Consider the following 18572-nt stretch of genomic DNA (forward strand, 5'->3'; position numbering starts at 1 on the left):
TCACCTGGATTTAACCTCGCCTCGATTCGCCACGGCTAGGATGCGCGAACGCAACGAACACAAGGACCCGCGTTCATGAAGACGTTCCCCTGCCTCGCTCTCGCCGCCGCCCTCGTCCTCGCCAGCGCCCCCGCGCTCGCCGAAGTCGGCAACCTCACCAACACCGGTTACGGCCCGACCAAGGCCGACGCCGAGGCCAAGGCGAAGAAGAACCTGGAAGAAGCCTGCACCTCGCGCAACGGCAAGATCGTGCAAGGCTCGTTCAAGGTCACCTTCGACAAGCCCCTGACCAACGGCCAGCATTACGTGGACGCGACCATGCAATGCGACATTCCCTGAGGCCAACCGAAACCCGCTGAAAGCGTTCCACCGCAGCGAGGCCCCGCAACCAGGTTGCGGGGCCTCTTCGTGTCAGCGGCGAGCCGCCAGCCACGGCGCGTCCGCGCAAGATCGCTGCCGATGAAGTCTTGCGCCGCGCGTGCGTTCGCGCGGCGCACGTCGCCGCGCCGTCGCGGCCCGACTACGCGCCGCGCGCGCCCTACTGCCGCCTCGAGTACAGCGCATACCTACGCACGCGTTGCTCGTCGGCCGCCGCGCCGGCGCCTACTCCGGCCGTTCCTTGACCGGCCGCTTGGCCAGCTTGCGCTGCAAGGTGCGCCGGTCGACGCCGAGCACGCGCGCGGCCTGCGAGACGTTACCGCCGCATTCGGCCAGCACCCGCTGCATGTGTTCCCAGCCTTGCCGGCGCAGCGACACCGGCGCCGCCGGCGGCGGCGCGACGTCCTCGCCCGGCGCTTCGAAGGACTGCGCCAGCGCTTCGATGTCGAACGGCTTGGGCAGGTAGTTCCAGGCGCCGCGGCGCATCGCATCGACCGCGGTGGCGATGCTGGCGTAGCCGGTGGCCAGGACGATGCGCGCCTGCGGGCAGCGCCGGCGCAGTTCGCCGATCAGCAGCAGGCCGTTGTCGGCGCCGAGCTTGAGGTCGAGCACGATGCCCTCGGGCGCGAACTCGTCCAGCGCGGCCAGCGCACTGGCGGCGTCGTGGCGCGCCTGCACCTGGATGCCGCGCCGCGCCAGCATCCGCGCCAGCACCTGGCAGAACGCCAGGTCGTCGTCGACCAGCAGCATGCGCGCGGGCAGGCTCACGCCGCGCCCTCCGCGACCAGCGGCAATTCGACTTCGGTGACGCAACCGCCGCCGTCGCGCTCGCTCTGCTTCACCGTGCCGCGACTGCGCTCGATGCTCGATTTCGAGATCAGCAGGCCGATGCCCAGGCCGCTGCCGGGATGGTCGCGACGCGGCCGCGCGATCCGCGCCGGCCCCGCGCCGCGGTCGCGGATGGCGATGTTGAGCCGGCCTTCGCGCATGCCGGTCTCGACCTCGACCGGCTCGTCGACGCCGGCCGCGGCGTTGGCGTCGGCGGCGTTGTTGATCAGGTTGATCAACGCCTGCTGCAGGCCCGGATCGACCCGCACCCGGCGCCCCGCCGCGCCGCCGCGGAAGCGCGCGGTGGCGTTGGGGCGCAACAGCCGCCAACGGTCGACGCAGGCGTGCACGAACGCGTCGCCGGCCTCGACCGAGCTCTCGCCGGCGGCGCCACGGCGCGCCATCTCGGCCAGCGCGCGCACGTGGTCGCGGCAATGCGCGAGTTGCGAGCGCAGCAGCTCCAGGTCCTCGCGCGCCGGCGGGTGTTCGCCGGACATCCAGTCGTCGACCAGCAGGCCCATCGTCGCCAGCGGCGTGTTGAGTTCGTGCGCGGTGCCCGCGGCGAGCGAGCCCAGCGCCGACAGCGATTCGTCGCGGATCGCGCGTTCGCGCGCTTCCGACAGGCTGCGCCGCTGTTCGCGCACGATGGTCATGAACCGGCTCAGCACCACGACCATGATCCCGGCCGAGAGCAGGAAGTTGACCCACATGCCGGTGACGTGCAGTTGGAAATCGCTGCCGTGCAGGTGCGGCAGCTCGACGTGGTGGCCCATCAGCCAGGTGTACAGCGCCGCGGTCAGCACGGTCAGGCCCAGCATCGGCGCGATGTCCAGGCCGATCGCCGCCAGCGCCACCGGCACCAAATACAACGAAACGAAGGGATTGGCCGGGCCGCCGGAGAAATACAGCAGCGCGGTCAGCGCCAGCAGGTCCACCAGCAGTTGCAGCGCCAGCGCGCGCGGGCCGGCCTCGCGGTGGGCCAGCCACCACCAATGGCTGAGCACGTTGAACAGCAGCAGCCCGGCCGAGATCGACAGCAGCGCGCGCGCCGGGATCGGCAGGTTCAGGCGCTGGGCGACGAACACCACGGTGAGCATCTGGCCGGCCACCGACAGATAGCGCAGGTAGATCAGCAGTTGCAGCACGGATGGCCTCGCGGTCGGAACGGCGGATCGGGAAGCGGCCGATTATCGCACCGCGCCGGCGCGCGCGAGTGCGGCAACCCGCCGCGGCGGGCCGCGCAAGGCCATGCTGCGGCGCGGCGCGGAAACGGACCGGTGCCGCAGTTGCGCGCGCCGCCGCGGCCGCGGACGCGGCGCGCGCCTGTCAGTACCGACAGTCCGGCGTGCGCGCGGGCGCGGCCGCCTAAGCTGGCTTCGCCAGGAATGGACTGGCCATACACAGGAAGGGATGTCATGAAATCGATTGGATCCACGTTGGCGCATGCGGCGCTGACCGGCGCGCTGGCGTTGGCCGCGATCGGCTCGTTCGCGGTGCCCGCCACCGCCCAGGCCCAGCCCGGCAGCAATCCGCTGCTGTGGTGCTTCGTCGGCCCCAACGACCAGCCGGGCAACGGCCCGTTCGGCCGCTGCACCTCGTTCTATCCGTCCAGCAGCTATCGCGCCGACTTCGAGGTGCGCAACCTGCCGGCCGGCAACTACAGCTACGTGTGGACCAACGATCTCGGCATGGTCCTGCCGTGCACGACCAACCGCTGCTATGTGACCTACCAGAGCGGCGCCGGCGGCGGCGTGATCGACACCGTCTCGGTCACCTACACCAACCTGGCCACCGGCGTGGCGACCACGCTGGGCCGCACCGTGGCGATCGGCGGGCCGATCTGAGCGAACCGGCTTGAGCGGACCGGCCTGAGCGGACCGGCCTGAACGCTGCGGTTCGCGCCGCGCGGCTTCGGCGCGCGCATCCCGGTCCGCGCTTTGCGCGCGTGCGAGCGCGCGCGCCGGACAAACGAAAAGCGGGCCGCAAGGCCCGCTTTTCGCTTCGCGCCGGCGCTCAGTCGATCACTCGAAGCGCACGTCGTACTCCAGCCAGAACTGGCGCCCGTACGGATCGTAGTTGCCGACCGGATAGAACGGCCAGCCGCCGTTGTTGCGGTCCTGCGGCGGATCGGAATCGCGCAGGTTGTTGACGATCAGCGACAGCGTGGAGCGGTCGCCGAACTTGTACGACACGCTGCCGTTGTACTTGGTGTACGGGCCGTAGCGGCCGCTGCCGTCGCTCTTGGGCAGGCTGCCGTAGCGGTAGGCGCTGAGGTTGGTGGTCCACGCGCCGATCGACCAGCTCAGGCCGGTGTTGACCTTGCTGCGCCAGTCGCCGGCTTCCAGCGGGTCGAGGGTGTTGCGCAGGTCGATGCGCGGGTCGTCGGCGAACTGCTGGTAGTCGTGCTTGATCACCAGGGTGTAGGCCACGTTCGCCGCGAAGTCGCCGAAGCGGCCCGCGCTCCAGCGCAGGTTGCCCTTCACGTCGACGCCGTCGGTGCGTTCGGACGCGGCGTTGATCGCGTTGACCAGCACCCGCCGCACCTGGTCGGGCTGCACCGGCGCGTCGGACGGGTTGCGGATCACCCGCGCCAGCACTTCGCGGCAGTTGGCCGAATTGATGTCGCGCGGTTCGCCGCCGATGGTGCGGCCGAGGCGGCAGTCGGCCTCTTCGCGGAGGATCCGGCTGCTGCTGAGGTTGGTGACTTCGTCTTCCAACCGGATCGAGTAGTAGTCCACCGACAGGTCGAAGTTCTGCGACGGCGACCAGACCACGCCGACGCCGTAGGACTTGCCGTTCTCCGGCTTGAGCCCGGTGTTGCCGTTGCTGGTGTAGTCGATCGCCAGGCCGGAGAAATCGCAGTCGTCGTAGGCCTGGCCGGCGGTGCGGCAGCGCCAGTAGTCGGTCATGCCGGGGTTATAGCCGCGGGTCTCGGCGGCGAAGATGTAGTTCATGTCCGGCGCGCGGAAGCTGGTCGCGGCGGTCGCGCGCACCAGCAGGCTGTCGGTCGGGCGGTATTCCAGGCCGGCGTTCCAGGTCGCCTTGCCCGACTTGCGCCCGGCGAAGCGGAACTCGTCGTAACGCGCCGCGGCCGACGCGGTCAGCGTGCTGAAGATCGGGATGCTGAGCTCGGCGCCGATGGCGTAGCGGTCGCGGTCGCCGCTGGAACGCGAGCCGGCGCTGGTGTTCCAGAACGTGCCGTCGCCCAGGCGCGGATCGGGACGGTTGCTGTAACCCTGGGTGCCGGCTTCGATCACCCCGGCGAACCCGACCGAACCGGCCGGCAGGTCGAACAGATTGCCGTTGACGCTGAAGCTCAGGTTCTGGATCCAGGCGGCGTTGACGCCTTCGTAGAAGCCGGTCAGGCGCTGGTAGTCGGCCGGCGTCAGCGCGGTGTACAGGCGCGACGGATCGGGGTTGTAGATGCCGATGCCGGCCGCGGTGGTGCCCAGGCGCGGGCCGAGGAAGAACTCGTTGATGCCGGCCAGGAACTGGCGGCGCTTGGTCCGGTTCTCGTTGCGGCCGTGGTTGTAGGCCAGTTCGTAGTTCCAGTCGCTGTCGCCGAGCGCGCCGCGCGCGCCGATCGAGAACGCCCACGAGCGCTCCAGGAAGCGGTTGTTGTTGGCGTGGGCCGAGCCGATTTCCTCCGGCGCGATGCGCCGGTACCAGATTTCGTTGAGGCCGCTGGCCTGGTTGAGGAAGTAGTTGTTGTCCGAGGTCCAGCTCGGCGCGCGGGTGTTGTTCTCGATGCTGGCGATGCCCAACTGCACATCGGCGAACAGTTCGGTGCGCTCGCTCAGGTGCCAGGTCAGCAGGCCGTAGGCGTCGGCGTTCTTCTTCTGCGTCTGCACGGTCCAGAACGCCGGCGCGGCCTCGTTGCTGCCGCAGTACCAGCCCTGGCGCGGATTGTTGGCGCGGAAGGTCGAGCCGTGGTACAGGCCGGACAAACCGCCGCAGGCCGCGCCCGGATCGATGAAGCCGTTGGTGCGCGCGTTGCGGCGGAAGCCGACCTGGGTCGGGTTGATGGGCTCGCCGGTCGGGTTGTCGAGCAGCGAATCCATGAAGTCGCGCTGGTCGCCCCAGATCGCCTGGCGGTGCGAGAGCTCGATGCCGTAGACCGCGTCGAAGCGGTCGTTGGAGTAACCGCTGACCACCTGCAGGCGCTGGTTCTGGCCGCCGCCGTGCTCGGTGCCGCCGGCGCGCACGTTGACCTGGGTGCCGTCGAACTTCTTCTTGAGGATGAAGTTGACCACGCCGGCGACCGCGTCGGAGCCGTACACCGCCGAGGCGCCGCCGCCGAGCACTTCGATGCGTTCGATCAATGCGCTGGGAATGTTGGCGAGGTTGACGACGTTGACCGAGCCTTCGTAGGCCAGCGGGTAGTCGGCCTGGCGACGGCCGTTGATCAGCACCAGGGTGTGGTTGGGGCCGAGGCCGCGCAGGTTGATGACGTTGGCGGCCGGAGTGAAGGTGTTGCCGAAGTCCTCGCCCTGGACCACGCCGGTGTTCTGGCTCAGCGCGGCGAGCGCGTCGAAGGCGCTGCGGAAGCCTTGCTTGTCGATCTGCTCGGCGCTGATCACGGTGACCGGCGACGGCCCTTCCAGGCTCGCGCGCGGGATGCGCGAGCCGGTCACCACGACTTGATCGAGGGTGGTGGCCGGACGGTCGGCCTGCGGCTCGTCGGCGTCGGCGGCCGCTGCATCGGCCGCTGCATCGGCGGCGGCAAGGTCGGCGGCCAGGGCGGGCGCGGCCAGCGCCGACAGCGCCAGCGCGAGGAAAACGGACAGCGGGCGGCGCTGCGGCCGGAACGCGGCTTGCATGGAGAGTGGTCCTCTGCGGATGGAAGCCCGGCATGCGCTGGTGGAATCCCCTTATGCGCGCCGAAGCGATGAAGCATCTTTGTTGCTGCGCAACATATGCAGAAATGAAGCCCGCGCATCTGCTTATGTCGCCACGGAATTTGCGTGTTCGGGCATTAGTCTGCCGCGTGCGCCGCAGCGCGCTTGTGTCCCCACGCACGCTTCGCGAACGCGCGCGATCCGCATCGCGACCCGTTCGAAACAGCAAACGCGGCAAAGCGCACGAGCGCGACGATACCGGCTAAGCGCATCGCGCGTGCGACGCGTCACGCGCGGGTCGCCAAGCATTGCGCGCCTGCGCGGCGAGACAACGAGAGCCGCGCGCAAACAGTGACGCCGCGCATCCGCGTTCATGGCGTTCTGTGACCGAACCAAGTCTTTGCCGCTTGCCCGCGCCCTTAAGCTCGCGCCCCCGTTCGCCCGCCGTCGTCACGCCGCGTCGACGCCAGCCCAACCGGAGTGCGCCATGTCCAGCCCGTTGTCGAGTTCCGAGCGCGACTCGCTGCGCCGCCACCTGCTGCAACGCTACGGCGCGCTCGGCCGCGCCGCGCCGTCCAAGGCCGCGCGCGCGAAGCTCGCCGGCGCGTCCGCCGCGGCGTTCGCCGCCGCGCCGGACCTGCACGCCGCGCCGGTCGCGATGTTTCCCAAGAACCTGCCGAAGGCGCCGTTCGCGGTGCGCGCGCTCAACAACCTCAGCTACGGCGCCACCGCGCAATCGGTGGCCGAGTTCAACGCGCTCGGCAGCACCGGCGCGCAGCGCCTGGCCAACTGGGTCGACTGGCAGCTGGACTGGGCCAACATCGACGACAGCGCGCTCGACGCGCGCCTGGTCGCGGCCGGCTACACCACCCTGGGCAAGTCGCTGACCCAGTTGTGGGAAGACCACGTCAAGCCCAACCCCGCCTACGAGATCCGCATGCGCCCGGCCTGGGAAGCGCAGCGCGGCGCGCTGGTGCGCGCGGTCCACTCCAAGCGCCAGTTGCGCGAGGTGATGGTCAACTTCTGGCACGACCACTTCAACGTCACCGTCGGCGACTTCGACGCCGGCCCGGTGTTCGTGCACTACCAGCGCGACGTGTTGCGCCCGCACGCGTTCGGCAACTTCCGCACGATGCTCGAGGAAGTGGCCAAGAGCACTTCGATGCTCTTCTACCTCGACAACGCCGCCAACACCCGCGCCGGCCCGAACGAAAACTTCGCGCGCGAACTGCTGGAGCTGCACACGCTCGGCGCCGAGCACTACCTGGGCTTCATGGATCCGTTCCAGGTGCCGCCGGACGCGGACGATCCCAGCTATCCGGCCGGCTACACCGACATCGACGTGTACGAGACCGCCGCGGCCTTCACCGGCTGGTCGGTCAAGAACGGCCACTGGCAATTCCCCAACGACAACGACGGCGGCTTCGTCTATCGCCAGGCCTGGCACGACGCCGGGCCGAAGTTCCTGCTCGGTCGCATGCTGTATCCCGAGCAGCCGGCGCTGAAGGACGGCCGCGACGTGCTCGACCGTCTCGCCAGCCATCCCGGCGTGGCGCGTTTCATCTGCAAGAAACTGATCCGCCGCTTCATGTCCGACACGCCGGATCCGGCGCTGGTGGCGAGCGCGGCGGCGGTGTTCCGGCAGAACTGGCGCGCGCCGGACCAGATCGCCAAGACCCTGCGCCACATCCTCAACACCGACGCCTTCATCAACGTGTGGGGGGCCAAGGCGCGGCGGCCGTTCGAATCGGTGGCCGCGGCGATGCGCACGCTCGGCAGCGACTGGACGCTCGCCGTCGGCACCGCCAAGAGCGACGAGTTCGCCTGGCGCATGGGCTTCACCGGCCACGCGCCGTACGACTGGCCGGCGCCGAACGGCTATCCGGACACGCAGGAAGCATGGTCGGGTTCGGGCAGCTACGCGATGACCTGGAAGATCCTCAACTGGCTGACCGAAACCCAGGACAACGGCGTGCCGCTGGCGCCGATCCTCGCCGCCACCCGCAACAAGGTCGGCAGCTGGACCGCGAACGCGCTGGTCGACTACTGGTGCCAGCGCATCCTCGGCTACCAGCCGACCGCGGCGCGCAAGCAGACGCTGGTGGCGTTCATGGCCCAGAACGGCGATCCGGCCAGCTATGTCATCACCGATACCAACACCTGGGCGGCGACCGACCTCAAGCGCCACTACAACCAGGAACGGCTGCGCAGCATGGTCTCGCTGATCCTGATGTCGCCCGAATTCCTCGTCCGCTGAGCAGGTGCCGCCATGACCACCCGACGCGATTTCCTCAAGGGCACCTGCGCCACCGCCGCCGCGACCGCGGTCGCCGGCCCGTCGCTGCTGTTCGCCAACCCCGCCTTCGCCGCCGCCAACGGCCACGACACCGTCGTCCACCTGTTCCTGCGCGGCGGCCTGGACGGGCTGAACCTGGTGGTGCCGATCGACGGCGCCGACCGCACGTTCTACGAACAGGCGCGGCCGAACCTCGCCATCGCCGCGACCGGCGCGTACGGCGCGTTGCCGCTGACGCTCGCCAGCGGCGGCGGCACCGGCTTCGGCCTGCATCCGTCGGCGAGCGGCCTGCGCGACCTGTGGGTGTCCGGACGCATGGCGATCGTGCATGCCTGCGGCCTGCTGACCAGCGTCACCCGCAGCCACTTCGACGCCCAGCTCTACATCGACCTGGGCACGCCCGGCGCGCAAGGCATCGGCAGCGGCTGGATGGCGCGGGCGATGAACACCCAGCCGGGCCTGGACGGCAGCGAGCGGGTGCCGGCGCTCGGCGTCGCCGCGCGCCAGCCGGCCGGACTGCTGTCGTCGGTGCAGGCGTTGACGATGGCCAGCCCGTCCGACTTCGCGCTCAATGCCGGCGCGTGGTCGTGGCAGATGGCGCGCGCCGGCGCGCCGACCGGCTTTCGCGGCGTCAACGAAACCCTGTCCGACTTGTGGGGCCGTACTTCGCCGCTGGAACTCGGCGGCCAGCGCGCCGACCGCGCGCTGCAGGTGATCGCCACCCAGAGCTACAGCGCGCTGCCGGCCGGCTGGCCGACGGGCACGTTCGCGCAGCAGTTGTGGACCATCGCCCAGTCGATCCAGTTCGACCTCGGCCTGCGCTACGCCACCCTCGACCTCGGCGGCTGGGACACCCACGACGGCCAGGGCACCGCCGGCAGCGGCTATCACTACTACCAGAACAAGATCGCCGAACTCTCGCAGGCGCTGTCGGCGTTCCACGCCGCGCTGGAAGCCAGCGGCCACGCCGGCCGCGTGACCGTGGTGGTGCAGTCCGAATTCGGCCGCCGCGTGCGCGCCAACGCCAACGGCGGCACCGACCACGGCTACGGCAACCCGGTGCTGGTGCTCGGCGGCGCGGTCAACGGCCGGCGCTTCTACGGTTCGTGGTCGGGCCTGGATCCGGAAATCCTGTCGCCGCACTTCGGCGACGTGCCGGTCACCACCGACCATCGCCAGGTGCTGTCGGAGCTGCTGGTCAAGCGCATGGGCAACAGCAACCTCGCCACGGTGTTTCCCGGCTACAGCGGCTATGCGCCGATGGGGATCGTGCGCGACGTCGGCGCGCTCGCGCCGGCGCCGAAACCGGCGCCGGGCGCGCGCCGTTTCGGCGCGGCGCCGGTGACCGCACCGGCAACGGCGCAGGAACCGGACCTGATGCAGCGGCTGATGCGCTACGTGCAGGAACTGGTCGACTGAGCCGCGGTCGCGGCCCCGCGCGCGTCGGTCCGCCGGCGTCGCGCGCGCGCCTGCGCCGGGTTCGCCTCAACCGCCGTGCGACGGCGTAAACACGCCGCGGAAACGCATCCGCCCCGAGGCCAGCCGTTCGTAAGCCTCGGCGGCCTGGTCGAGCGCGAACGTCTCCACGATCGGCTTGACCTTGCCCTGCGCCGCCAACTCCAGCACCTCGCTCAGATAGCGCTGGCCGCCGTGGGTCGAGCCGATCACGCGCTGGCGCATCATGTGGAACGGCACGCCTTCCGACGAGATCGAGAACGGCCGGCTGAAGTCCAGCCCGCACAGCACGATGCGCCCGTCCACGCGCAGGCCGGCGACCGCTTCCTGGGCCGACTCGAAATCGTTGCTGGTCACCAGCAACACATCGGCGCCGCCGATCTCGCGCAACTGCCGGCCTTCGGCGACGACATGGTCCGCGCCCAACTGCCGGGCCAGGTCGTGCTTGTCGGCCGAATGGGTGATCGCGACGGTGTCGTAGCCGCAGGCCCTGGACAGTTGCAGCGCGACATGCCCGAGCCCGCCGATGCCGAGCACGGCGATGCGTTCGTGCGGTTGCGGCTGCGCGTCGCGCAGGCCGCTCCAGGTGGTGTAGCCGGCGCACATCATCGGCGCGGCGTCGGTGTAGGCCAATCCGTCCGGCAACAGCACCGTGCCCTCGGCGGCGATGGCGATGTATTCGGCGTGCCCGCCCTGGGCGGCGAAACCGGTGGTGCGCGGCTCGACGCAGTTCATCGCGGTCTGCCCGCTCAACGGGCGGTTCTGGCGGCAGTAGGGGCAGCGGCCGCAGGCCGATTGCACCCAGGTGGTGCCGACCCGGTCGCCGACCCGGCGGCTGCGCACGCCGGCGCCGACCTCGACGACCTCGCCGACGACTTCATGGCCCGGCGTCTGCGGGTAGATATCGCCGCCGTAGCCCTGGGTCGCCCACACGTCGGTGTAGCACATGCCCGAGGCATGCACCCGCACCAGCACCTGCCCCGGTTCGACCGCGGGCACCGGCACTTCGTGGACTTCCCAGGGGCGGCCGGCGCCGGTCATCACGATCGCTTTCATCTTCATGGTTCGCTCCTGCAGGCGGGAATGGACGCGCGCGGCGGCGCACGGCCGGGCCGGCGGGAACCGGAGCGGCCGCGGCGCAGCGGCGACGCGAGGCCGGTCCAGCCTAGGCAGCGTTGACTGTCGAAACAATCTCGCCAATCCTTGACGCCGAGATGAAATCCACTCACCAATCCAAGGGCGGCGACCTGTCCGCCTACAGCGTGTTCCTGGCGGTCGCGAACCAGCGCAGCTTCCGCGCCGCCGCGGCCGAACTCGACCTGACGCCGTCGGCGATCAGCCATTCGATCAAGTCGCTGGAACAGCGCCTGGGCATCCGCCTGTTCAACCGCACCACCCGCAGCATGGCGCTGACCGACGCCGGCGAGCGCCTGTTGGCGCGGCTGCGCCCGGCCATGGCCGCGATCGAGGACGCGGTGCAGGAGATCGAGGAGCGTCGCGGCACGCCCAGCGGCACGGTCCGGATCAACGCCAGCGAAGGCGCGATCCGGCTGGTGCTCAAGCCGCTGCTCGCGCGCTTCCTGCGCGAGCACCCGCAGGTGCGCCTGGACCTGGTCAGCGACGGCCGCCTCAGCGACATCGTCGCCGACGGATTCGACGCCGGCATCCGGCTCGCCGAGGCGGTCGCCCAGGACATGGTCGCGGTCACCGTGCTCGACCGGGTCCGCTTCGCCGCCCTCGCCTCGCCGGCTTACCTGGCCGCGCGCGGTCGCCCGCGGGTGCCGCAGGACCTGCACGGCCACGACTGCATCCGCTTCCGCTTCGAAAGCGGTGCGATCTATCGCTGGGAATTCGAGCGCCGCGGCAGCGTCGAGCGGATCAACGTCGACGGCCCGCTGACCCTGACCGACCAACCGCTGATGGTCGAGGCGGCGATAGACGGCATCGGCATCGCCTTCGTTCCCGACCACCTCGCCGCCGACGCGCTGCGCGACGGGCGCCTGCAACGGGTGCTGGAGGACTGGTGCCCGGACTCTCCGGGGCTGTGTTTGTACTACCCCGGCCATCGCCACGTGTCGTCCGGCCTGCGCGCGCTGATCGACGCGCTGAGCGAGCAGCGCCGGCGCTGGTCGGCGCAGGCCGCGGCCGCGCGCTGAAACCGCGCGGCGGCGGACGCGGACCTAGCCCGGCGCGCCGAACTTGTCGGCGAACACGCCCGCCACCCAGTCCACGAACGCGCGCACCCGCGGCGACAGCTGCCGGTGCCGCGGGTACATCGCCCAGGCCGGCACGCCGGGACTGGCGTACTCGCCGAGCACTTCGACCAGCCGGCCCTCGTCGAGATGGCGCTCCACGCCGTGGCGCGGCAACTGGATCAGGCCGCAGCCGCGCAGCGCCGCGGCGGCGTAGCAGGCGGCGTCGTTGACGTTGATCCAACTGTCCAGCCGATACTCGCGCAGCGCGCCGTCGACGGTCAGCTCGAACGGATAACGCAAGTCGCGATCGCTGGCGAAGAAGCCGACCGCGCGGTGCGCGGCCAGTTCGTCGGGATGGCGCGGCACGCCGTGGCGCTGCAGATAGTCGGGACTGGCGCAGACCACTTCGGGCATGGTCGCGATGCGCCGCGCCACCAGCGAGGAATCGCGCGGCACGCCCGAACGCACCACGCAGTCGATGCCTTCGCGCACCAGATCGACCAGCCGGTCGCCGCTGCTGATCTCCAGTTCGATGCGCGGATAGCGCGCGTGGAACTCGGCGATGCGCGGCAGCACCAGGCCGACGGCGTGGATGCCGTGCAGGTCGATGCGCAAGGTGCCGCGCGGATCGCCGGCGAGTTGCGCCAGCGCGGCGTCGGCGTCGTCGAGCTCGGCCAGCACGTGCACGCAACGTTCGTAATAGGCCTGCCCGTCCAGGGTCGGCCGCACTTGCCGGGTGGTGCGTTCGAGCAGGCGCGCGCCGAGCCGCGCTTCGAGCTGCTTGATCGCATGGGTGGCGGTGGCGCGCGGCAGGTCCAGCACCGCGGCGGCGCGGGTGAAGCTGCCCAGTTCGACGATGCGGACGAACAGGCGCAGGGTGTCGAGGCGGTCCATGGGGGGCTTGGGCGGTGTGGGCGGTGTGGGCGGTGTGGGCGGATTGGCGGAGGGCGGAGGACGCGGACAGGCGCGGGCTCGGTGCGGTCGGTGTCGGCCAGGCCGGCCCGCCCCGGCCGCAGCCCAGCCCAGCCCGGCCCGGCCCGGCCCGGCGGATTGTGTGCGGAACCCGCTATCCGATTGTTGGCGATTATTGAATTGTATTGCCAATCCAGCCTGATTTATCCAGCCACAGCCAACGCGCAGACTGCCTGCCAACGCCGGGGCGACCGCCCCGCCCCATCACCCCACCGGAGTCCGCCCATGTCCGCCCAGACCGCCCTTCCCACCCCGGCCGCGCTCGTCACCGGCGCCTCGCGCGGCATCGGCCGCGCCATCGCCCTGCGCCTGGCCGCCGACGGCTTCGCCGTCGCCGTCAACTACGCCGGCAACGGCGCCGCGGCCGACGCGGTCGTGGCCGAGATCGAATCCGCCGGCGGCCGCGCCGTCGCGCTGCAGGGCGACGTCGCCGACGCCGACGGCATGCGCCGCGTGTTCGCCACCGCCAAGGCCGCGTTCGGCCGCCTCGACGCGGTCGTCAACAGCGCCGGGGTGATGCCGTACGTGCCGGTGCAGGGCGGCGACCTCGCCGAGTTCGACCGGGTCATCGCCACCAACCTGCGCGGCAGCTACATCGTGCTGGGACTGGCGGCCGAACACCTCGGCGACGGCGGCCGCATCGTCGCCCTGTCGACCAGCGTGATCGGCAAGGCGTTCCCCAACTACGGCCCGTACATCGCGTCCAAGGCCGGCGTCGAAGGCCTGGTGCACGTGCTCGCCAACGAACTGCGCGGGCGCAACATCACCGTCAACGCGGTCGCGCCGGGGCCGGTGGCGACCGAGCTGTTCCTCAACGGCAAGACGCCCGAACAGATCGCGCACTTCCAGTCGCTGGCGCCGCTGGAACGGTTGGGCGCGCCGGAAGAGATCGCCGCCGCGGTGGCGTTCCTGGTCGGCCGCGACGGCAGCTGGGTGAACTCGCAGGTGCTGCGGGTCAACGGCGGCTACATCTTCTGAGCCGGGACGCATCGGGCCCGGTGCGGTTCGCCGCGACCTGAGCGCAAAGCGTCGGGCCTGAAAGGCCCTCCCACAAAATCTCCCGCTGCCGTCGCAACGCTTCTGTGGGAGGGGTTTCAGCCCCGACGCTCTTGTTCCAGAGCACCGCGCACTGATCGAAAAGCGCCGGGCCTGAAAGGCACTCCCACAATACCTCCCGCCACCGCCGCAACGCTTCTGGGGGAGGGGCTTCAGCCCCGACGCTCTTGTTCCAGAGCACCGCGCACTGATCGAAAAGCGCCGGGCCTGAAGGCCCTCCCACAAAACCTCCCGCCACCGCCGCAACGCTTTTGTGGGAGGGGCTTCAGCCCCGACGCTCTTGTTCCAGAGCACCGCGCACTGATCGAAAAGCGTCGGGCCTGAAAGGCCCTCCCACAATACCTCCCGCCACCGTCGCAACGCTTCTGTGGGAGGGGCTTCAGCCCCGACGCTCTTGTTCCAGAACACCGCGCACCGATCGAAGAGCATCGAGCCTGAAGGCCCTCCCACAAAACCTCCCGCCACCGTCGCAACGCTTCTGTGGGAGGGGCTTCAGCCCCGACGCTCGTGTTCCAGAACATCGCGAACCGATCGAAAAGCATCGGGCCTGAAAGACCCTCCCACAAAACCTCCCGCGACCGTCGCAACGCTGTTGTGGGAGGGGCTTCAGCCCCGACGCATTCGTTTCAGCGCACCGCGAACCCTCGAAAACACCGGGCCTGAAGCCCGCCCCGCCCAAGCGGACCAAAACACCGCGAAGGCCGAACCCTCTTCTCCCCGTCCATTCCCGGGCGCCTCCCCGCGCCCGCCAGCGGAGCCTTGCCATGACCCAGCAGATCGTCCTCATCACCGGCGCTTCCAGCGGTTTCGGCGCCCTCGCCGCGCGCGCGCTCGCCCACGCCGGCCACACCGTCTACGCCAGCATGCGCGAGACCGCGGGCCGCAACGCGCCGCAGGTCGCCGCCGCGAACGACTACGCGCGCGAACACGGCGTCGACCTGCGCACGCTCGAACTCGATGTCGCCGCGCAAGCCTCGGCCGATGCCGCCATCGCCGCGGTCGTCGCCGAACACGGCCGCCTCGACGTCCTCGTCCACAACGCCGGCCACATGGCGTTCGGCCCGGCCGAAGCGTTCACCCCGGAACAGTTCGCCCAGCTCTACGACAGCAACGTGCTCGGCGCGCAGCGGGTCAACCGCGCCGCGCTGCCGCAGTTGCGCGCGCAACGCAGCGGCCTGCTGCTGTGGGTGTCGAGCACCAGCGCGCGCGGCGGCACGCCGCCGTACCTGGCGCCGTACTTCGCGGCCAAGGCGGCGATGGATTCGCTCGCGGTCAGCTACGCCGGCGAGCTGGCGCGATGGGGCATCGAGACCTCGATCCTGGTGCCGGGCGCCTTCACCTCCGGCACCAACCACTTCGCCCACGCCGGCGCGCCGGCCGACGTACAACGCGCGGCCGACTACGAGCGAGGCCCCACCGCCGGCTTCGGCGCGGAGATCCTGGAAAAACTCGCCGCCGGCGTACCCGACGACGCCGATCCGGCCAGCGTCGCCGAGGCGATGGTCGCGATCCTCGAACGCCCGCGCGGCCGCCGTCCGTTCCGCGTCCACGTCGATCCGGCCGACGACGGCGCGGAAACCGTCAGCGCCGTCGCCGACCGCATCCGCGCCGAATTCCTGCGCCGCAACGACCTCGCCGACCTGCTCGCCCCGCGTCTGGCCTGATCGCGCCGAATCCCCTTGCAGGAGCGGCGCAAGCCGCGACCGCGCGTCCTCAGTCGCGACGAAGACCGCGATGGCGACGCGCACCGCCGCTACGCAGGGCCCGATGAAACCGCGCACTGCAGTTCGTCGCCCGGCTGATCGCCCCGGCATCGTCGCCAGCGCGGAAACCGGCGACAACGCCGGCACAGCCCGGCCAACGAGCGCGCAGCTGAAAAAGCGCGCCCGAAAAAACGCACGGGCCGAGGCTCATCGCCCCGGCCCGTGCGTCGTTTCGCTGCGCCGGCGGCGGCCGTCCTGGCGGCCGCCGGCAGAGGGAGGTCTGTCGCGCAGCTTGGCGGCGCGACCCGGCGCTGCCAATAGGACCTGTCAGAATCCACAGCGCCCTCGCCGGGCGGCGGGGCGCGCACGCTGTGCCGGATCTGCGCTTATGATTCGGGACCACCGTCGCCCTCCCGCCGCTCGATGACCGCAACGCTCAAGCATGGACGCACGCTGATCTGGGTCGCCGCCTTGGCCGCCACCGGCGCCGGCATGTATTACTGGGGACGCCGCAGCAGCGCCGAGACGCCGCCGCCGGCGCTCGCCGCCAGCGCGGGCGAGGCCGCGCCGTCGAAAGCCGGCGCCGCGCCGGCCGCGTCCGCCGCGATCGCGCGCTACGACGCCGGCACCGCGCGGCCGCTGCCGCCGATCGACTCGCCGCTGCGGCTGGTCCTGCCCGAGCTGCAGCGCCGCGCCGCCAGCGAACCGGCCGCCGCCTGCCGCCTCGCCGCCGAGATGGAATACTGCGACAGCCTGCGCATGCGCCTGGCCGGCGCCGAGAACAATCTCGACATGTTCGAACGCCAGCTCGAACGCATGCCGCAGGACACCGCGCCGCAGCGCGAGCAGCGCCAACGCATGGCCGAGAGCTACCAGACCATGACCGACCGCCTGCTGACCCAGTCCGAGCACTGCGCGCAGGTGCCGCCGATCAGCGCCGAACAACGCGCCGCTTACTGGCGCCGCGCCGCGCTCGCCGGCCAGCCGGCGGCGATGCGCCATTACGCCAGCGGCAACGCCTTCCGCTACCAGGAACTGCTCGACAACCTGCCCGGCCTGGCCACCTATCGCGGCGAAGCCGAATCCATCGCCCGCACCGCCGCCCAGCGCGGCGACGCGCGCATGCTCGCCTCGCTGGCCTATGCCTATTCGCCGCAGCGCGACGGCATGCGCCGCGGCTTCCTCGGCCAGGTGGTGCGGCCGAACGCGGTCGAATCGCTGGCGCTGTTCCTGCAGTTGCGCGACGGCCTGCCGGCGCAGGACGGCGACGGCCCCGAGGCCGCGCCGGGCGGTCCCGGCGCGCGCGGGCCGCGCGGCGGCCGCTTCAATTCGCGGGAAATGCTCGACGCGCAGATCCGCGCGCTGACCCGCGACCTTTCGCCCGAACAGGTCAGCCAGGCGCGCGAACGCGCCGCCGAGCGCGCGCAGAGCTGGAGCACGCCGACCGCGCCGGCCCCGCCCGCGCCCCCCGGCGGCGCGCCGTCGAACGCGCCGCCGATGTTCCTGATGCAAGGCGGCTTCGTGCCCGATGTGCAGCGCCAGGAGTGCGAAGGCGCGGGCTGAGCCGGACGCGCGCCGGACGATCCGCGCGCGCGGGCAAGCGGCTTCGACAAGATCAGCGCTGTCCTGTCGCGCGGGCCGCGGCAATCTCACCCGCGCACGGATGCGCGCCGCGAACGGCGAGATGCCGACGTCCGCGCGCCGCGCTCATTCCTGCGTCGCATCGGACGCGTCGCTCTCTTCCACCGAGTCGGACGCATCGCCCTCCTCCATCGAGCCGGACGCATCTCCGTCGAAGCAGAACTCGCCGCGCGGATGACGCCATTCGTCGTCGACCTCGCTGTCGGAACGGCGCGCGGCGTCGCGCTGGCCGCTGTCGGTGTCGAAGCCCGCGCACAACCGGTAGCGTCCCGCCGCGCCGGGCAGGTAACGGTAAGGCATGGCGGTCTGCGGATCGGCGATGCCCAGCGCCACGCCGGGCTGCGCCGCCAGCTCGGCCAGATCGGCCGGCAGACGGCCGTGGCGTTCGGCATAGCGCTCGATCTCGCTCTCGATGCGCTGCAGGTCGTGGGTGCGACGCAGGTCCATGCGCGCCAGGCGCTGGTCGCCCGGCCCGCCGATCACCGTCATCGCCAGCGCCGAACTGGCCAGGATCGCCGCGCCGGCGGCCACGATCAGGATGCGTCCCAGGGAAGCGTTCATGCCTGCGTCTCCTCGCGTTGCAGGTCGCGCATGTAGTAGCCGAACGCGCTGCCGGCGATCGCCGCCACCGCCAGCGCCTTGAGTCCGAAACGCAGGCTCAGCTCGCCGCCGAGCCAGTGGTACAGCAGCGCGCTCGCGTCGCAGATCAGCGCCGCCGCGGCCAGGAACAAGGTCAGGTAGGTCAGCCAGCGCCGCACCGGCGACAGCCGGTGACCCGGGTTGCGGCGCACGTCGGCGTCGATCCGGTGGCACAGCCAGGCGAACAACGGGAACGCCACCGCCAATGCCGCGACCGAACTGCGCAACGAGTCGTCGACGCCTTCGCTCCAGTACGGGTATTCCTCGATCGCGTCGGGCAGGTAGAACCCGATCAGGTCGAACCACAGGTCGCACAGGTGGAAGGCGACCACGTACAACGCGCTGAAGGTCAGCAGGTACACGAAGGTCTCGCGCGCCGACACCGAGACGCGCGGCCGCGGCACCGGCACGGGAAAGTCGCTGTCGGCGTAGGCGCCGAGCGCGCCGCGCACCTGCGCTTCGCTCCAGCCCGCCGCGACCAGCGCCTGCGCGGTGTTCTGGCGCGAGTGTCCGCTGGCCAGGGATTGATGCACGAACCGCTCCAAGGCGGTGAGGCCCGCTGCCATGGTTG

16 protein-coding genes and 2 pseudogenes are annotated in these 18572 nt (G+C 70.9%); 9 read left to right on the forward strand and 9 right to left on the reverse strand.

The features are described from left to right. The first annotated feature begins 75 nt into the window (after positions 1 to 75). Complete coding sequence (locus JHW41_RS14335; protein ID WP_057947360.1) at positions 76 to 339, forward strand: hypothetical protein; 264 nt, start codon at positions 76 to 78, stop codon at positions 337 to 339. Between the two features lie 264 nt (positions 340 to 603). Here JHW41_RS14335 and JHW41_RS14340 read toward each other — a convergent pair whose 3' ends face one another. Together JHW41_RS14340 and JHW41_RS14345 are read right to left on the reverse strand one after the other, a co-directional pair. Then, positions 604 to 1146 (reverse strand): response regulator transcription factor, encoded by a 543-nt coding sequence (locus JHW41_RS14340; RefSeq protein ID WP_425606208.1) that lies wholly within the window; start codon positions 1144 to 1146, stop codon positions 604 to 606. Then, a complete protein-coding gene (locus JHW41_RS14345) occupies positions 1143 to 2351 on the reverse strand; it encodes an ATP-binding protein (RefSeq protein ID WP_123647887.1) in 1209 nt (402 codons plus the stop codon). Before JHW41_RS14345 ends, JHW41_RS14340 begins: the two co-directional genes overlap by 4 nt. Positions 2352 to 2621: 270 nt before the next feature. Here JHW41_RS14345 and JHW41_RS14350 point away from each other — a divergent pair, with 270 nt between their 5' ends. Next, positions 2622 to 3050 carry a hypothetical protein gene (locus JHW41_RS14350; RefSeq protein ID WP_139382042.1) on the forward strand — a complete coding sequence of 143 codons (429 nt, stop codon included), beginning with the start codon at positions 2622 to 2624 and terminating at the stop codon, positions 3048 to 3050. Between the two features lie 177 nt (positions 3051 to 3227). Here JHW41_RS14350 and JHW41_RS14355 read toward each other — a convergent pair whose 3' ends face one another. Further along, positions 3228 to 6026: a TonB-dependent receptor plug domain-containing protein gene (locus JHW41_RS14355; RefSeq protein WP_250442805.1), complete on the reverse strand. Its 2799-nt coding sequence runs from the start codon at positions 6024 to 6026 to the stop codon at positions 3228 to 3230. Between the two features lie 505 nt (positions 6027 to 6531). Here JHW41_RS14355 and JHW41_RS14360 point away from each other — a divergent pair. Continuing rightward, on the forward strand, positions 6532 to 8301 hold the full coding sequence (locus JHW41_RS14360) for a DUF1800 domain-containing protein (protein ID WP_250442808.1): 1770 nt from the start codon (positions 6532 to 6534) through the stop codon (positions 8299 to 8301). A 12-nt stretch (positions 8302 to 8313) separates the two neighbouring features. Beyond that, on the forward strand, positions 8314 to 9759 hold the full coding sequence (locus tag JHW41_RS25975; protein ID WP_284499498.1) for a DUF1501 domain-containing protein: 1446 nt from the start codon (positions 8314 to 8316) through the stop codon (positions 9757 to 9759). Between the two features lie 66 nt (positions 9760 to 9825). On the opposite strand, the gene JHW41_RS14375 is transcribed toward JHW41_RS25975, so the two are convergent. Beyond that, positions 9826 to 10857 carry an alcohol dehydrogenase catalytic domain-containing protein gene (locus JHW41_RS14375; protein ID WP_250442809.1) on the reverse strand — a complete coding sequence of 344 codons (1032 nt, stop codon included), beginning with the start codon at positions 10855 to 10857 and terminating at the stop codon, positions 9826 to 9828. Between the two features lie 152 nt (positions 10858 to 11009). Here JHW41_RS14375 and JHW41_RS14380 point away from each other — a divergent pair, with 152 nt between their 5' ends. Beyond that, the gene (locus JHW41_RS14380; protein WP_057947354.1) at positions 11010 to 11951 is read left to right on the forward strand and encodes a LysR family transcriptional regulator; all 942 of its coding nucleotides are present in this window, start codon (positions 11010 to 11012) and stop codon (positions 11949 to 11951) included. A gap of 24 nt (positions 11952 to 11975) precedes the next feature. On the opposite strand, the gene JHW41_RS14385 is transcribed toward JHW41_RS14380, so the two are convergent. Next, positions 11976 to 12884 (reverse strand): LysR family transcriptional regulator, encoded by a 909-nt coding sequence (locus JHW41_RS14385; protein WP_250442812.1) that lies wholly within the window; start codon positions 12882 to 12884, stop codon positions 11976 to 11978. Between the two features lie 303 nt (positions 12885 to 13187). On the opposite strand from JHW41_RS14385, the gene JHW41_RS14390 reads away from it, so the two are divergent. Beyond that, positions 13188 to 13940, forward strand: coding sequence for an SDR family oxidoreductase (locus JHW41_RS14390; protein WP_250442814.1), 753 nt, complete (start codon positions 13188 to 13190; stop codon positions 13938 to 13940). Here JHW41_RS14390 and JHW41_RS27060 read toward each other — a convergent pair. Together JHW41_RS27060 and JHW41_RS27065 are read right to left on the reverse strand one after the other, a co-directional pair. Beyond that, on the reverse strand, positions 13918 to 14256 hold the full coding sequence (locus JHW41_RS27060) for a DUF6053 domain-containing protein (protein WP_428995371.1): 339 nt from the start codon (positions 14254 to 14256) through the stop codon (positions 13918 to 13920). The two genes, JHW41_RS14390 and JHW41_RS27060, sit on opposite strands and share 23 nt — an antisense overlap. A 44-nt stretch (positions 14257 to 14300) precedes the next feature. Further along, positions 14301 to 14426, reverse strand: a pseudogene (locus tag JHW41_RS27065) (DUF6053 domain-containing protein); the annotation flags it as partial. On the opposite strand from JHW41_RS27065, the pseudogene JHW41_RS27070 reads away from it, so the two are divergent. From JHW41_RS27070 to JHW41_RS14400, 3 genes and pseudogenes are all read left to right on the forward strand, one after another. After that, positions 14398 to 14463, forward strand: a pseudogene (locus JHW41_RS27070) (hypothetical protein); the annotation flags it as partial. The pseudogenes JHW41_RS27065 and JHW41_RS27070 sit on opposite strands and share 29 nt — an antisense overlap. Positions 14464 to 14782: 319 nt before the next feature. Continuing rightward, positions 14783 to 15682 carry an SDR family NAD(P)-dependent oxidoreductase gene (locus tag JHW41_RS14395; protein ID WP_250442817.1) on the forward strand — a complete coding sequence of 300 codons (900 nt, stop codon included), beginning with the start codon at positions 14783 to 14785 and terminating at the stop codon, positions 15680 to 15682. A gap of 462 nt (positions 15683 to 16144) precedes the next feature. Further along, entirely contained in the window at positions 16145 to 17284 is a 1140-nt protein-coding gene (locus JHW41_RS14400; RefSeq protein ID WP_250442820.1) for a hypothetical protein, read from the forward strand. A 144-nt stretch (positions 17285 to 17428) separates the two neighbouring features. On the opposite strand, the gene JHW41_RS14405 is transcribed toward JHW41_RS14400, so the two are convergent. Continuing rightward, positions 17429 to 17923 (reverse strand): hypothetical protein, encoded by a 495-nt coding sequence (locus JHW41_RS14405; RefSeq protein WP_250442823.1) that lies wholly within the window; start codon positions 17921 to 17923, stop codon positions 17429 to 17431. After that, on the reverse strand, positions 17920 to 18534 hold the full coding sequence (locus tag JHW41_RS14410) for a DUF5671 domain-containing protein (RefSeq protein WP_250442825.1): 615 nt from the start codon (positions 18532 to 18534) through the stop codon (positions 17920 to 17922). Before JHW41_RS14410 ends, JHW41_RS14405 begins: the two co-directional genes overlap by 4 nt. Positions 18535 to 18572: the final 38 nt, after the last annotated feature.

Origin of the sequence: Lysobacter enzymogenes (assembly GCF_023617245.1) — a bacterium.
In the GTDB taxonomy this organism is placed as follows: Bacteria; Pseudomonadota; Gammaproteobacteria; order Xanthomonadales; family Xanthomonadaceae; genus Lysobacter; species Lysobacter yananisis.

Excerpts from the sequence above, each read along its gene's own strand:
- JHW41_RS14335 (WP_057947360.1), top strand. The coding sequence starts at position 76 with ATGAAGACGTTCCCCTGCCTCGCTCTCGCCGCCGCCCTCGTCCTCGCC.
- JHW41_RS14350 (WP_139382042.1), top strand. The coding sequence starts at position 2,622 with ATGAAATCGATTGGATCCACGTTGGCGCATGCGGCGCTGACCGGCGCG.
- JHW41_RS14355 (WP_250442805.1), bottom strand. The coding sequence starts at position 6,026 with ATGCAAGCCGCGTTCCGGCCGCAGCGCCGCCCGCTGTCCGTTTTCCTC.
- JHW41_RS14360 (WP_250442808.1), top strand. The coding sequence starts at position 6,532 with ATGTCCAGCCCGTTGTCGAGTTCCGAGCGCGACTCGCTGCGCCGCCAC.
- JHW41_RS25975 (WP_284499498.1), top strand. The coding sequence starts at position 8,314 with ATGACCACCCGACGCGATTTCCTCAAGGGCACCTGCGCCACCGCCGCC.
- JHW41_RS14375 (WP_250442809.1), bottom strand. The coding sequence starts at position 10,857 with ATGAAGATGAAAGCGATCGTGATGACCGGCGCCGGCCGCCCCTGGGAA.
- JHW41_RS14380 (WP_057947354.1), top strand. The coding sequence starts at position 11,010 with ATGAAATCCACTCACCAATCCAAGGGCGGCGACCTGTCCGCCTACAGC.
- JHW41_RS14385 (WP_250442812.1), bottom strand. The coding sequence starts at position 12,884 with ATGGACCGCCTCGACACCCTGCGCCTGTTCGTCCGCATCGTCGAACTG.
- JHW41_RS14390 (WP_250442814.1), top strand. The coding sequence starts at position 13,188 with ATGTCCGCCCAGACCGCCCTTCCCACCCCGGCCGCGCTCGTCACCGGC.
- JHW41_RS14395 (WP_250442817.1), top strand. The coding sequence starts at position 14,783 with ATGACCCAGCAGATCGTCCTCATCACCGGCGCTTCCAGCGGTTTCGGC.
- JHW41_RS14400 (WP_250442820.1), top strand. The coding sequence starts at position 16,145 with ATGACCGCAACGCTCAAGCATGGACGCACGCTGATCTGGGTCGCCGCC.
- JHW41_RS14405 (WP_250442823.1), bottom strand. The coding sequence starts at position 17,923 with ATGAACGCTTCCCTGGGACGCATCCTGATCGTGGCCGCCGGCGCGGCG.